The organism is Patescibacteria group bacterium (assembly GCA_028716045.1).
In the GTDB taxonomy this organism is placed as follows: domain Bacteria; phylum Patescibacteriota; class Patescibacteriia; order JAQUQO01; family JAQUQO01; genus JAQUQO01.
Genome location: JAQUQO010000001.1, coordinates 1 through 14,997, shown reverse-complemented (window position 1 = coordinate 14,997; position 14,997 = coordinate 1). Strand labels below are relative to the sequence as shown.

Annotated in this window: 10 protein-coding genes and 1 tRNA gene; all 11 read right to left on the bottom strand. The window is 39.7% G+C overall.

Annotation, left to right across the window (positions count from 1 at the left end):
• Positions 1 to 140: 140 nt before the first annotated feature.
• Positions 141 to 1,052 carry a DUF333 domain-containing protein gene (locus tag PHG22_00055; protein MDD5490176.1) on the bottom strand — a complete coding sequence of 304 codons (912 nt, stop codon included), beginning with the start codon at positions 1,050 to 1,052 and terminating at the stop codon, positions 141 to 143.
• A gap of 105 nt (positions 1,053 to 1,157) precedes the next feature.
• Positions 1,158 to 1,234: transfer RNA gene (locus tag PHG22_00050), tRNA-Pro, on the bottom strand.
• Positions 1,235 to 1,507: 273 nt separating this feature from the next.
• Complete coding sequence (locus PHG22_00045) at positions 1,508 to 2,098, bottom strand: nucleoside-diphosphate kinase (protein ID MDD5490175.1); 591 nt, start codon at positions 2,096 to 2,098, stop codon at positions 1,508 to 1,510.
• Between the two features lie 571 nt (positions 2,099 to 2,669).
• The gene (locus PHG22_00040) at positions 2,670 to 3,545 is read right to left on the bottom strand and encodes an MBL fold metallo-hydrolase (GenBank protein ID MDD5490174.1); all 876 of its coding nucleotides are present in this window, start codon (positions 3,543 to 3,545) and stop codon (positions 2,670 to 2,672) included.
• A 15-nt stretch (positions 3,546 to 3,560) separates the two neighbouring features.
• On the bottom strand, positions 3,561 to 5,054 hold the full coding sequence (locus PHG22_00035; GenBank protein ID MDD5490173.1) for a ComEC/Rec2 family competence protein: 1,494 nt from the start codon (positions 5,052 to 5,054) through the stop codon (positions 3,561 to 3,563).
• 101 nt (positions 5,055 to 5,155) lie between these two features.
• A complete protein-coding gene (locus PHG22_00030; GenBank protein MDD5490172.1) occupies positions 5,156 to 6,595 on the bottom strand; it encodes a hypothetical protein in 1,440 nt (479 codons plus the stop codon).
• 53 nt (positions 6,596 to 6,648) lie between these two features.
• Positions 6,649 to 7,494 carry a hypothetical protein gene (locus PHG22_00025; GenBank protein MDD5490171.1) on the bottom strand — a complete coding sequence of 282 codons (846 nt, stop codon included), beginning with the start codon at positions 7,492 to 7,494 and terminating at the stop codon, positions 6,649 to 6,651.
• 1 nt (position 7,495) lies between these two features.
• Positions 7,496 to 9,121 carry a hypothetical protein gene (locus PHG22_00020; protein MDD5490170.1) on the bottom strand — a complete coding sequence of 542 codons (1,626 nt, stop codon included), beginning with the start codon at positions 9,119 to 9,121 and terminating at the stop codon, positions 7,496 to 7,498.
• Between the two features lie 13 nt (positions 9,122 to 9,134).
• The gene (locus tag PHG22_00015) at positions 9,135 to 9,812 is read right to left on the bottom strand and encodes a DUF4956 domain-containing protein (GenBank protein MDD5490169.1); all 678 of its coding nucleotides are present in this window, start codon (positions 9,810 to 9,812) and stop codon (positions 9,135 to 9,137) included.
• 29 nt (positions 9,813 to 9,841) lie between these two features.
• Positions 9,842 to 10,567, bottom strand: coding sequence for a polyphosphate polymerase domain-containing protein (locus tag PHG22_00010; protein ID MDD5490168.1), 726 nt, complete (start codon positions 10,565 to 10,567; stop codon positions 9,842 to 9,844).
• Positions 10,568 to 10,576: 9 nt separating this feature from the next.
• Positions 10,577 to 14,997 (bottom strand): CotH kinase family protein (locus PHG22_00005; GenBank protein ID MDD5490167.1); only part of this gene is annotated, 4,421 nt, incomplete at its 5' end.

The following is a 14,997-nucleotide window of genomic DNA, read 5'->3' as shown; positions in this document are numbered from 1 at the left end:
GAACTCAGTCGAACCGTAGGCAGGTTACTCTAAGAGGGGCGGAAGAGAAAAGGTGCCTTACTTTAAAAGGAGGATTTTTATGACCTCCCCTTAAGGTAAGGGGAGGGTAAGAGGGGTTAAGAATATAGATAATCGCCGAACTAGGGCAGAATATCGCCGCAGGAAGCGGAAGAAGCCGCGTCCTTATAAACATTAATAGCTAGGGGCAAAGAAGCCATTAAATCATCAAGGGATATATTAAGAATGGTTTTTGACTTACCCTCCGTCGCGGAATTTAATTTATAACTGACTTCGCCCAATTTGGCACAACTGCCTTTTTGAATATAAACCGGCTGGGGGTCTAGGGGATAAGAAGCCAACTCAATTAAAACTTCTGTTTCGTTGAGAGTGGCCGCCACCACTGCCACCCCAGCTTCGCCCGAATCGTTTTGAGGGATTAAACTTATTTTTAAAGATTTCGCCTCCCTGACTTCGGGAAGCAGTTCTTTCTTTATTTCATCGTATTTATTATCAGTTATAGCCGAAGTTATTGCACCGTTCCTTGTTTCCACTCTGATTTCGTGCGGCGTCATCATTTGCGCTAAAATCTCTCCGGTTCGGTCACCATAGCCCGCTTGGCTGGAGGTAAAAGAAAAAAGATGTTCAAAACAACCGGAACAAGTAAGAGATTTGGTCTCCATAAAATTCAACCCCGCGCCATCAAACCTATAGGTCGGAGAGTTTGCTAAAATCCAATCTCTGGCGATATTTTTGGACTCTCCCCCGGCCGAATCATCTTTCTCCCCCGTCTGGCATTCCCCGCGGAAATAAGCCCACTCTTCACATTCGCTTCCATCTGAAAAAACGCAGACGCCATTTTCTCCCGCTGGCTCTTTCCTGATTTCCAATTTTCCACCCTGCTCTTCACAATAAACCGAGGCCGGGTTGGCAAGGGCGGCTGTTTGCTCCACCGTTCCTTCCTCATTGTCCGACGGCGATTTCCTTGTTTCTATTTTTACGCAACCCGTTCCGGCTAAAATCAAAATAGTGATAATAAATAAAATCTTTTTCATATCTTTGATGTTAATTAACACCTTAATTCTCTCATAAAAAAATGTAAAAATCAAACAAAAACGGTCCGCTAAGGACTCGTTTTTTATAGGACAAAATGTTTGAATTGGTCGGGCCAGCGGGACTTGAACCCACGGTCTCATGCACCCCATGCATGCGCGATAGCCAACTTCGCTATGGCCCGAAATAAAAAAACTTCTTTAAGTACAAATCCGAGGGCGAGAGAATAAAATTAGACAAAAAAACTCCACAATAATTGGATTGTATTTGGCTGCTTGCCAATGGGTCCCGATTGCTCGGAACGCCGTAAGCCCGCATTGCTCCGCCTCGGCGAAACAAAATATAGAGCTTTTTTATATAAGGTTGTCCCAAAACAAGAGCCAATTATGGTGAAGTCAATTAAAATATAACATTTTTGGTTGAAAAAATCAACCTAAAATTTCCGGCTAATATATAATTACTCTCTAATCCCATCTAAATTAACATCGTAAAGGATTTTATCGTGAGCGATATTATATTTCATTATTTCTCCGGATTTAAACCAGATGGCAATTTCTTTTTCCGCTTCTTCCGGGGAGCCGGAAGCGTGAATCAGATTTCTGATGGCGCGTTCGCCGGTATCAGCCAAATCATAAGAATCAACGGTCAAATCGCCGCGGATGGTGCCAACGTCGGAAGACAATGGTTCGGTTCCGCCGGTAATCTTGCGAACAATACCAACCGCTTTATTCCCCTCCCAAATCATGGCGATGACCGGTCCGGACGACATATATTTTTGCAATCTTCCCAAAACCGCCTGTCCACATTCCAACGGGTCCTTAAAGGGCGATTTTAATCCTTTGCTTTGATATGAAGCCATCGATTTTTCCCCAACTTTGCGCACCCACTCCGGGTCAACAAGATAATGTTTACGAATCAACTCCTCGGTGGGGATTATCATTTTAAGCCCAATAAGCTTCAGCCCGGTTCTTTCATAACGATGAATTATCTCGCCAATTAAAGCGCGCTGTACTCCGTCGGGTTTAATAAGCACCAGGGTTTTTTCCATAAAAAATATTAATAAATAATTATTCCAGTATAACAAAGCTGAAATATTTGGCAAGACCAGTCAGTCGCGACTGACTGGTCAAAACCCGTCGGTCGCGACCAACGGGTCAAGCAGTGGGAAGAAAGAGTATAGGAATATAAAATTAGAAATTAGAATGGGCTGGACGAATGTCAAAATCCTAATGTCAAAAAACCCTAAAACAAAAAGCTAAATTACTCTTATAGAATTTTTGTCATCGGCGGAGCCCCACAGACCTACGCCCGCGGCATCCGCTTCGCAGAGGAGAGTAAATAAAGACGGGGAATTTTTAAAGCTTCCAAAAGTTTTTAATCTTAAATCCCCCCCCTGATTCCGAGTGCTCGGAATCAGGGGCTCCCTTTGGCAAAGGGAGAAAAAGTTACTCAACCTTTTTATACACGCGATGACGTCATCGCGTCTTCGACTCTTTAAAAATATTAGAATTTACTCCCCCCTTACCAAAAGGAGTAAGGGGGATTTTAAATTTTAAAGATTATTTAAAAACCTACCCTTTATGTACTATTTGTAATTTGGAGCTCAAAACTTACTTAACTCATTGGCTAAATGTCTGACTGCCGACCGTCAATCTCTCTCCATCGCTATAAATAACAACGTCGCCGTCTCTATCCGTGCGATAAATTGCCGCACCGGATTTTTCTAAATTCTTTAAGGTCCGATAACTGGGGTGACCAAATTTATTTCTGGCCCCGACGGAAATCACTGCGATTTCCGGGTCTGTTGCTTTTAAAAAATCCAGCGAAGAAGAATATTTACTGCCATGATGACCGACTTTTAAAACAGCCGTTTCTAAATTCAAACCGCTCTTTAAAAGCACCTCTTCCGTCTTGGCGCTCATATCTCCGGTAAAAAGAAAAAAATCGTTGCCATAACTCATTTGCCCAACAATTGAAGTATCATTTAAATCGTCTAACAAAACTCCCGAGGGCGGGGGAATTAACTTCAAGTGGAGTTTATCGCCAAGAGGTATATCAAAAATCTCTCCGACTAAATGTTCTTCTGCTCCTTCTTTTTTAAGTTCTTCAAGCCAAATAGAATATATCGGAGAATCGCCGACGGCTGGAGTAAAATAGATATTTTTGATTTTGTAGCGGCGCAGGGTTTCAATTAAACCGATAAAATGATCTTCGTGCGGATGCGTGAGAATCATCGTTTCAATGTCTTTATCATAAAAGGGCAAATACTTGCCCAGTTTATAAACAATGGAATTGTCAGGACCGCCATCAATTAAAATCGTCTGCTTCTCCGGCGTGCGGATAATAATACCATCGCCCTGCCCGACATCACAAAAAATAACTTTTAAACGGTGGTCAAAATATCCCGTGTCCCACAAAACCAGCCCGCCAAGAGTGCCGGATAATAAAATTAGAGCAAAACAAAGAAAAAATAATTTACGAAATTTATTAGCCATAAATCAAAATATAATTTAAGACAACTGTCTTTCCCTCGCCAACTTTGCTTGTCCCCCAAACATTAACGCGGCAATTAACAAATAACCGCCGACGACGTAAGCAATGGAAAAATTTTCTATCGCTAAACTTGACCAAGAAAAAGACGAAAAAATCTCGGCTATATTCTCAATATAGTTAAGGATGAGAATCGCGACCCAGCCCAGCACTTTCCCCAGGGGCAACCAAATAAACCCCGTCACCACTGCGGCAAAGCCGGTGGCCATGGCCAAGGGGATAACCGGCAAAACAAGAAGGTTGGCCAACGGAGCCACGACGGATAACCGACCGAATTGGAATAAAATAATCGGCAAAGTGAGAATGATTGCGGATAAAGTATTCGTCAGGGATTCTTTAATGCCGAAAAATTCCGGCAATCTTTTCAAATAGAGACTAAAAATTGGAGACAAATAAACCAGCCCGATAGTGGCCGCGAAAGACAATTGCCAACCGGCATCGTAAAATAAAAGCTTGGGGTTAAAGAATAACATCAGGGCGGCGGTTAAAATTAGAACATTACTAACTTTACTCAACCGGCCGCTTTGGCGGGCCAACAGCACCAAGCCGCCCATCACTCCGGCGCGCACCACTGAAGCAGACGCACCGGAAAAAATCACAAAAAATAAGATCAGAAAAATCGTCGCCCAAAATGCCTTTTTGCGAGAAACGTATAAACCCATTAAAATGTTTTGGCTCACTGCCGCTAAAATCGTAATATTATACCCGGAAATGGCAATGATGTGAGTGATGCCGGTACGATTAAATTTATCCATCAGACCTTCCGGAATTCCTCCCCGCGCTCCATACAACAGCCCGCCCAAGAAAGAGGCCTGCGGTTCAGGGAAAATTTTATTTATCAAACGAATGATTTTGCCTTTTAGTTTAAAAATCCCGCCGAGTAACCAATTACTTTTATTTTGACCAAGCGACTTAATCTCCGGTTCAAAACACAGCGAATAAATTCCGTAACGGGCCAAATACTGGTCGTAATGAAAATCTTGAATCAGCTGCGGCTGACAGAGCTGGCAGGAAATCTCTAAAAAATCGCCATAAAAATACTCCGGATAAAGGGGAGTTTTTATTAAAACTTTGCCGGAAACCGCTTGACCGGTAGCCGCTAAATAATCAGCGTTTACCACTATCTTGACATGGTCAACGCGCCTGTCCGGTTCCTCTGCCACCGTTGCATTGAAGGTTATCTCGCCCTTATTATTATAAAAATCAATAAAAACATTACTGGCCTCCCGTTCCGCCAAAATAGCAACACTAAAACCGACGAAGAAAAAAAATAATACCAAAAACGCGTTCCTGACATTCAGCCGTGTCCAAATAAAAGTTAAAAGCGTCGTCAAAGACAAGACAACTACATAAATAATAAAAATATCGGCTTGCCAAAAATGCTCCAAAGCAATGCCGATGATAAAAAATAAACACCCCAGAAAAAAAATTTGCGAATTTTTGAGAAGCAACATCCCCTCCTAAAAAATTAATTTATGTTTTTATATTATAATACACTATTTCGTAAAAACAAAACGCCCCCGAATACTCGGGGACGTTTTTATCTAATCTATTTTTACTGAATGTAGCCCAGCGCTCTGACAGTTGACCAATCTAACGGGGAAGCCGGACTCTTAAAGAACTTGGCTTTAAATTTCACTATGCCAGCTTTTTCTTTAACCAAATCTCTCGTGAAACGAATGCGATACATCATGGTATTCCAAGCGAGGTCTTCGTTGGCATCCTTGAAATTCGGCTGATGTCCATAAATCTTCACAAACACTTTCAATACTACACCAACCTGTGCTCTTTCTTTGGCTAGATTGCGATTAACTACTTTTTGGCCAGTCGCTATCTTTTCAATATCAGACCAAATAATATCAGCGCGGCCGACGGTTTCCAAATAATCTCTTAATATAGCCCTTCTCTCACCAGCGCCGAATTTCTTAGTGGCCGTGGAAACACCATAGGTCACAAAGTTAGTCATTGCCGTCTTCTGCGCTTCGGTGGCAGTAAGTTTAAATTCTTTAATATCTTTGACAACGAGCGCTAAATATTTTGTTTCAGAAGTGGTATCGCGAGTGACACCCAAAGTGCTCAAAATAGTAGTGACATTGGAAGGATCGGACACAAAGATATCGGAAACTTCAAGAATAGTCGGAGTTGTAGTAGGAGTAGTGGTTTTTTCCGCTTCAGTCACTGGCGTTCCGCCACCGCCACCGCCGCTGCCACTATCATCATCGTCATTAGAGGAAGTCGGGGAAGAAGCGGCGAAATAAGAGAAAGTGGTCGTAGAGAAGCTACAAATTCCGCTGGAAACAATACAACTTGCCGCAACCGACCAACCACTCGTAGCACTCGTATCGCTTTTAAATACATTGAGGGCCTGGCCGTTCAAGCTGGTGCTTACCGGGATAGAAATAGTGACGGCCGTATCCGAAGTTAAACCAACGCTTGGGATACCAAACTGCACCGCACCTTGTATCGATTGCCCGGTAATGGTTGCTGAAGAGGTTTGGTCAGAAGAGGTTAAAGCAGAAAAATTAAAAGCTCCACCAGCTGTCTTGGTAAACGTAGCCCCCTCTGGAATGGCAATACTGATAGTGCCGGCAGTAGCCGTCACTTCCACCGTCACATCATCCACAAAAGTAGCCTCCGTTGTAGAAGTTATGTCGGAACCATCAACTAAAATTAATCCTGCCTCAAATAAATTCCCTAAATCACTCGACGTAACAGTATATACTCCACCTTCGGGAGCGGCAAGCATATAACCATAACCATAATTATAAAGATACTGATTATCAGATCCGCCGGCACTTCTATAACTCTTTGTGCCACCATCATTACCATAGCCAACACCGTAGCCATAACCATACCCAAAACCCCAGCCCTCCGTACCGGTCGTTCTTATGAATTGGGCATATAATGGCCCCCCGAAAACCAGTGTAAATACTAAAATAATTAGAGTTGAAAAGATAAATTTGGAAATTTTCTTTTCCAATAAAAGATTCCCCATAGAAATAGCTATTTATTTATATATTTTTAAGATACCACAAAAAAACGTTTTTTTCAAGTGGATAAACCCCGCCTGTGGATAACTTTTTTAAAAAAATCTTTTAAAACTACCCCTTTTTTAAATACCGGCTGAGCTTGCGTCATTTTATTACTTTTAATATCCCCCCTGATATATTCGCTTACTCCTGTAAAAATCATTATCGCCATAAAACAATAACTATACACCGCAAATAATTCGGCCCAAGACGGCTTATTCAAAATAAAAAAAATAGAACACATAGCAATTAAAATTAAAGCAACTCCCGCCGCCACCCTACTATCTATCACAAATAAAATAGATGAGAGGGCGTAACTTAATACTAAAAAATCAAAAATTTCAATTTTTTTATATAAAGAAAAAGCGATAACTACAATAATTAAAACTATTTTTATATAATCTCCTTTCTTTAGCCTCGCCATTTGTCTCCTGATAAAATTAGCCAATTCCCTAAACAACACCTTGGCGATATCCCGACTTAATGAAAACCCCAAAATTAAGAACAACAAAGCGCTTCGGCCTAGGTCAAATAAACTTTTTATAACTGTCCGGATTTTTTTGGGAGCTGACTCTTTAACTCTAAATCGACCAACAATGACCCGCCAACGGGTTAGCGCGTCCTTAAATCTGGCCCGATCGATGGCATCCTTAAACGAAAAAATAGCGCTCTTTACTTGGCTACTAAATAAACTAAAAATACCGAGAAGTATTATGAAAAAATGAAAATACCCCCAATTAAAAAATAGCGCCCAACTTTCAATAAAAAACGCCAAGATAACACAAATAAAATAAAAACTAAAAAAATAGGCATAAAATTTGGCAATGTCATCTACAACTAATTGAAACACTTTTCTTATATTCATATTATTGAGAAGTGACCACGTAAAGTTTAAGAGTTTTGGTTTCTTTTAAGAGTTCCGTATCTTTGTTATTCTCCAACCACAAATAATTGCCCCAATCCACTTCTTTGGCTAGAATAATATAACCAATATTTAATTCATTAATAGCAAGCGAATTGCGCCCCTTTGTTGCTATCCAGTTATTGATTAATTTATCCTCTCTGCTCCACCCGCTGTCATAAATCCCCCCCCATTCCATATTAGTCCCGCTTAAAACCGGGCAACTGAAAAATACCGGCGCCGGGTTAGTAACTATGTTCCCCACCCAAGAAAAACTCATATACATATGCCAAGGCAGAAATAAAAGATTATTTTTACAATTGTTTTCCTTAACAATATCTTCATTAATTTCCTGCCAATCTTCGGGGTAATTAACGGGATTTACTTGTCTGCTAAAACCGAATAGAAGGAAAGAGGCCTGCATAACAATAAGCCCCCCCAAAAAAAAGGAGGTAATAAATTTATTATCAACCACTATTTTTTTCTGATAAAATCTGCTTAATCCCAGTGATAAAAATATCGTATAAATAATCACAATAACCGCCACCCATTTGTGCGTTTCCCTTAAGCCGCGGTAGGGGGGGAAATTATCAAACAAATAAAACGTAATCTCTTTGGCTACGGGCATTCTGATCCCTACCGCCAAAATGACCGCCGCTAGAAACAATACCAGTAAGCCGACGGATATGAGACGGCTCCTTTTATTTCTTATACCTTCAATCACTCCCCAAATTATAAGAGGCAAAAGGAGGAAAAAACTTCTCCCCCAGTTTTCCTTAATACCCTTTAAATCCAAATATCTAAATTGGTCTTTGCCCCAAAAACCAGACATCATGACCACATTGGCCGCCACCTCGCCGGTCGTGGACCCGGAGGTTTGAAACGCCGCCAAATCTTGTTCGGAGATATTATAATTAAGGAATTTATTTAAATCGGAATCGCCATAAAACAAACCGGCTAACCAGTTAAAATTTAAACAAATACCTATAAAAATTGCTAGGACCGTATTAAAAACCAACCTTTTCTTTCCCGTTCTGTCGTTTTTCAAAATACCCCATAAAAAAAATATGGAATAAAAAATAACAAAGAAAAATAAAAAGTGAGGCGACAATTGAAAAGCCAGGCCGGCGAATAAACCTGACCACAAAATTTGGCGGCTATTCCCGCCGCGCCAATACTCCAAAAGATAACCAATCGCTAAACCTAAAAAGCCAAGGGCCAAAAGAGCTCCAAATTGTCCGTATCCAAAACGGTCGTAGACAAAAGGATTAAAAAGAGCGAATAAGCTGACTAAAAATACCGCCACTTTATCGTTAAGAAAAATTTCCGCTATCTTTTTCCCGCCGAGCATCACCACAAGTAAAACAAAACTGATAAAAATCTTCTGCACCAAATCTAAGGGCAAGATAAAAGATAAAAGTTTAATCAAAGAATATAAAAGAAAAAGGCCGCTTTGGGGATCGGGTGCCCAATTCGGCCCCCAAGACATATCAGTAAAAAAAAGATAACCTGATTTAAAAAACCAGGGGCCGGTAATAAAAAATAGCGTCAATAAATAAGGAAGGTAATTCCTTAATTTAATTCTGGCCATTTTCCCTTTAAATTTATATGAATAAATTGGTATCGGGGCTTAAAAGAGAAACACTCTCAACCGCCGAGAGTTCTTGGACCGCCGCCACCACGCCGCTGACATTTAAATCCTTTTTGGAATAAATTGAATAGGTGATTTCACTACCCGGCGCCTCCGTAAAGGCCGATTTTATTTTCCACGACAAACCGTATTTATCCAGTATCTCTGAAATTTTTGCCTGCATCTCCTGGGATTTTGTTTTCACTACCATTACATAATCAGTATTACTCTTAAAGAAGAGTTTTGACCGACTTAAAAAGAAAACGATAAAACCAATGATAATAATACCAACTATGGCCACCGCGTAATTCTGCGCGCCCACGGCTAAGCCCATAGCGATACTCCAAAACAAGAAAGCCATGTCCATAGTATTTTTTATCGCCGTTCTAAACCTGATAATAGACAAGGAACCAATCAACCCCAAAGATAACGCCAGGTTAGACCCAATAGTGATCATAATAGCGGTGACAATGACGACAATCATCACTAAAGTAAAACAAAAATAACTGTCATAAGAAAACCCCCGCTGAATTTTTTTATAAACCAAAGAAATAATCACCCCAAAAAGAAAGGCGAGGAGAAAAGAAAAAATAACAGTTCCAATACTGATGACCGGATTCACGATCGGGTCCAGGAAAGAAGAAATTGACATAAATTTGTTAAGTTAAATTATTTTAAAAATTATTTAACGCTTAAGGAGCTATTGAGAGCCATGTTCTGAACAGCTAAAGAATATTTACTAATACTGGTTTTTCTTAAGGAATACTTCTTTATAAGATACGCAAGCCAAAAAGGGAAACGACCCGGGGTTTTTATTTCTAAAATTTTTGTCCCGGGCGGAAGGGCGGGGATAAAAGGTTTGCACAGCTCCTGACTACCAGAACGACAACATCTTACATCATAATCAAAAGTAATTCTAATATCTCGGTCATTCTGAGCAAAAAATGCCTCTCTCTTATAATCAATGCGGATAAATGGCCAGAAATTATTTATTTTCTTAAACTCCAGAAATTTCCATAAAACCGGATCGTTTTTTATCTGTGCCGGAGGCAGGGGTTTGTCGGCTAAAATTTTAGGCAAGAGAGCGGGGTCAACCCTTGTTTTCACCTTAAGACATTGATCTAAAATTTTATATTTAAACTCAATATTTAATTGGCTTTCTGCGTCTAGGGGATAAAATCTTAATCTTAATTTTATCTTTCTTGCCTGCCCTTCTATTTTATCAAAATACGACCTCAATGCCATGTTCTCAAAATAAATGGAAGCCACCTGATAAACACCGCTCTTCGGAGCATTTTTATCCCGTAGAACAAACTTCTTTAAATCCTGCAATAAAAAAGGATAGGCCGACAGTGGAACATAATATTTGTACTCTTCCCTGGGCAGGAAATTTTTTTTCTCTGGCATAATCTAAAATTAATTTTTTATAACCCCCGCAGGAAGGCCGCCAAAAGGGTTATCTTCCGGCAAACCTTCTTCCGCCTTATTAACCAATGTCGCAAATTTATAGCCAACATCCTCCAGAGTATCAGTTAAATAAGCTATCAATAATTGTTTTTTTGAGGGGAGCTTTTTTTTGGGTTCTTTTATCACTTCTCTGGTTTTAGCGCCTGACAATTTATATTTAGAATTATAAACTATGCAAGTTGATTTATAAAAATCATTAAATGAACGATTATCACTTTTCTCTATTTCCTCCACTCCAAAATCTTGTCTATTTTCATTGAAGATAGCGTTATAAACAAAAGCTTTTCCCCCACCAAAAATCTCCTTTTTATTATAACTTGCCACGCCCACTTTGTTTTTAATAAAACTATTATTAATAATTCTGGCAGATGAAGAATCTTTGACCGCTACTCCGTAATTACATTTTTCTAAGATATTGTTTTTTATCACCGCATCCGATTTTTCACCAATACTAATACATTTATCTCCGGATTTTACTATCCTATTATTTTCAATGACAAAATTAGATCCCGAAACATCTATACTGTCACCGCCATTTTTTAAAAAATAATTATTTATTATTTTAGAGCCCTCTTTGGAAAAATCAAAATCAATGGCGTCAGATTTATTTTTATAAAAATAACTGTCTTCTACCGTAAAAAGTCCGTTTTTAAAATTCAAGGCATCATCACCGGTTTTCTCGCTAGCGTATTGAAATTTACATTTTTTAACGCTGGCATCCGCATGATAGACGGATAACATGCCGGAAAAATAAATACCGTTGATATAAGCGTCGTTGCCATTTTCAAAAGTGCAGTGTTCAAATATTCCGCGCGCTCCTTCTCGTAAAAGAGCAAAAGTTCCCCACCCCTTTTTCCAAGGCATGGAAGTAAAAACAATAGGTTCATCTTCAGTACCAATAGCCCGTACTTCGCCATAAGACACCACGGAAACGTCCGGAGCGATTTTGATTTTTGTTCCTGGCTCAAAAATCAATATTATTCCTTTTGGTATAATCATATCTTCTTCAACTTTGTATCCCCCTTGCGGCCAAGTAAACTCGTTCGGGGAATCGGCGCTCCTTTTTAGGAAACCGAATTCGGCGGCAAATTGATCTGTTGTATATAAAGATTTATCCAAATATTTATATGTTTCCATGTCACTGACATTTGGCTCCTGGACTTTTTCTACCTTATCGAAAATGTCATCTAAAGTGGCGCCGGAGAAAAAAACATCATTCTCAACCGAAGCAACTAAGTACCTTTCCCATCCCTCGTAAGAAACTTTAACGTCTCCTCCGGCGGGGCTGTACCAGCTCCACAGCTCCAGCTCCACTTTGCTGATATTTTCTTTCTTGAGGGCAGGAGCGCCGATTCTTTTAGCGCCGTTGTTTTGATCTTTCAAGATATTGTCAAAACTGACTTCGGAAATTTCCCCCACTTTATGGTTATTCCTGATATTAGTTATAAAACTAATACCGCCGGCGATCGTATTAATATTGGCCCAATGGTCAGTAGCGCCATTTAGAACATAGGTTAGGTTGGAAACAAAGTTACCATCCGGGTCGTAAAATTTGAAAATAACCGTGCTTTTGGCTTCCGGACCTTCAAATTTCTCGGGATAATACCTTACCCGGATGGGTTCGGTTAGGTAGGAAAGGCTTAGGGAATCGGAAAAATTTTCCACTCCGCTCAATTTTATGGATCCTTCCATTTTTCTGGCCTCGCTATTAATCTCTAAGCTACTGCCCGTGGTAGCATTCACGGCATCTATTTTTACATCACTTAAAACATTAAAAATACTACCAACACCTCCAACTTTCAAAAAATAAACGGATTTAGTGTAGCCGGGAATATAATCAACTTTTTTAAATAATTTTATTAATTGGCTATTTTTAGAATCTACATATAAATAATACGCTCCGGTCTTTTCATCAAATTCATAGGCAGAAGACAGGAGCGATTTTTCCTCATCATTTAAAAAGCCGGAATCAGACATTTGTTTAAAATCAGCAACGCTTAAAACGTAAGGGGCGATATTAATATAAGTATTATAATAAAATTTAGAAGGCAAAATCCCGCCCAGCCCTAAGTAAGCCGATCTGTCTTCAATTGATAAACTGGAAATCAGGGCATCGCTCTCCAAATCAAAAATTCCATCTTTGTTGCTGTCTTCATAAATAGATAAACTCTTCCCGGCGAATTTCTTGCCCAATGAGATACCCCGGAGCAGTGAAGAACTAAAATCATCTTCCAATTCCGGCTCGATTGCCATTTTTACCAAGAGCTCGCCATCGTCTCCCTTCCCCATGTCTAAAAAATTTACAGATAATACATTGTTTTTTGATAAAAGATCGGCAATTTGCTTATCGTGCTCCGCAATCAAAGTAAGTGTATCCTCCAAAGATTTTTCAATACTTTTATAGTTGTCTATTTCTTCCGCACCCCAACTGTATATTTCTGAAGCTTCAAGCGGCTTTTTAATTTGATCTAACACTTGTTTATAATAATCCCTGTCGTCTTTCACATTATCCTTGTCAGTAACATAATCCCATAATATTTTGTTCCTTTTGTCAAAAACATTAATATCTTTTAAAAGAAAGTCGGCAAAAGTATTATATATGATATTGCCTATCTGCTCCGGACCGTAATAAGCCCTCATATCCCAAGGTATCGGCTCAAACCCGCCATAAGTATTGTCAAAATAAAATCTGTTGTTATGGACTTGGTCTTGATGGGTGCTACCCACTAAAATAGCGTGGGCATTCCATATTAAAAATTTTTCCATATTAATCATTGCTTCGAATTTGTCCAGCATCCCCCAATCCAAAAAATTAATCAGCAAAAGAATGTTGGTATTATCATTTTTATTCTGAAAAGGGTCTTTGGTATACTTATCCCAAAAAACTGGCGTAACTTTTTTATAAGCATTAATATGCGCTTCAGTCCCCATGTCATCTCCCTCGCCGCTATACAGATCACCTAGCGGTTTTTGGTTTTTTTCAAGCAATTCCTCCGACCATTGTTCCATTTCATGCATTAAGCCATAGGGTCGACCATTGACTCTAAGAAACACAAATTGATTATCCAGGTTAATTAAACCCAATTTTGCGGCTACATAATAACTGTATTCCTCATTGATAAACCCTCGAACCAACGGCCTGATTAAATTTATGGAGCTTTTGCCATAAAAAGATTCCGACCCCGAAAAATCAATTCGCAACGACTTGACGGGTGCCACGGAATGAACTCCGTAATCGCCCCTCACCCTCATTTTAGTTTTATAGGAATTTCCGTTATAAACAAGAGTGGCGGCTATCTTGTCACTTTTAATATCCCCGGAATAAAATTTATTTTCGTCAAAATACAAATCGTAAATCGGCACGCCCAGCCCATCATAAGCGGCCGAGAGTTCATTCGCGAATTCTTCCCCGTAAAGCTTGGAATAATCCAAGGCGGTGGGAATAAAATTTTTATTGTCTTCTTTGATATTAAAAACTTTCGCTATATCGGATAAATATCTCTTTCTACTATAATCGGACGGCACTTTAATCAGCCAAATATTGTCAAAATCAACACGATCGGAATTAATTTTATTTAGCGCATTAAAAACTTTTAACTTTAACAAGGCCTCGGAGCCATTTGAAGAAAACACTCCTCCGAACCGGTACCAACCCGCCTGACCCAGACAAAAATCCAAACTTTCTGAAAAAAGAGTGTTGTTTTGAGAATCAACTATCTCTATAATGGGCGAGCTTTTACCGGCCCTTACGCGGGCATCGGCTAATAAAATATATTCCGTTCCCGGCTCCAAATTAATTTTTTGCGTAAATTCGGAAAAATGATGGAGGGGCGCGGATAATTCCAAATATTTTTGACCATCGCTCGGAAAATAACGGGCTTTATAAATTGGAGAACGCTCCTGCAAGTTTTCATCATGCAAAACATCTATAAATTTAAAATTAACATTGCTATCAACGTAGGCGTACCTTTCCCATCCCTCGTAAGAAACTTTAACGTCTCCTCCGGCGGGGCTGTACCAGCTCCACAGCTCCAGCTCCACTTTGCTGATATTTTCTTTCTTGAGGGCAGGAGCGCCGATTCTTTTAGCGCCGTTGTTTTGATCTTTCAAGATATTGTCAAAACTGACTTCGGAAATTTCCCCCACTTTATGGTTATTCCTGATATTAGTTATAAAACTAATACCGCCGGCGATCGTATTAATATTGGCCCAATGGTCAGTAGCGCCATTTAGAACATAGGTTAGGTTGGAAACAAAGTTACCATCCGGGTCGTAAAATTTGAAAATAACCGTGCTTTTGGCTTCCGGACCTTCAAATTTCTCGGGATAATACCTTACCCGGATGGGTTCGGTTAGGTAGGAAAGGCTTA

Coding starts and splice junctions, on each gene's coding strand:
- PHG22_00030 (MDD5490172.1), bottom strand. CDS start 6,595: ATGGGGAATCTTTTATTGGAAAAGAAAATTTCCAAATTTATCTTTTCA.
- PHG22_00025 (MDD5490171.1), bottom strand. CDS start 7,494: ATGAATATAAGAAAAGTGTTTCAATTAGTTGTAGATGACATTGCCAAA.
- PHG22_00020 (MDD5490170.1), bottom strand. CDS start 9,121: ATGGCCAGAATTAAATTAAGGAATTACCTTCCTTATTTATTGACGCTA.
- PHG22_00045 (MDD5490175.1), bottom strand. CDS start 2,098: ATGGAAAAAACCCTGGTGCTTATTAAACCCGACGGAGTACAGCGCGCT.
- PHG22_00040 (MDD5490174.1), bottom strand. CDS start 3,545: ATGGCTAATAAATTTCGTAAATTATTTTTTCTTTGTTTTGCTCTAATT.
- PHG22_00055 (MDD5490176.1), bottom strand. CDS start 1,052: ATGAAAAAGATTTTATTTATTATCACTATTTTGATTTTAGCCGGAACG.
- PHG22_00010 (MDD5490168.1), bottom strand. CDS start 10,567: ATGCCAGAGAAAAAAAATTTCCTGCCCAGGGAAGAGTACAAATATTAT.
- PHG22_00015 (MDD5490169.1), bottom strand. CDS start 9,812: ATGTCAATTTCTTCTTTCCTGGACCCGATCGTGAATCCGGTCATCAGT.
- PHG22_00035 (MDD5490173.1), bottom strand. CDS start 5,054: ATGTTGCTTCTCAAAAATTCGCAAATTTTTTTTCTGGGGTGTTTATTT.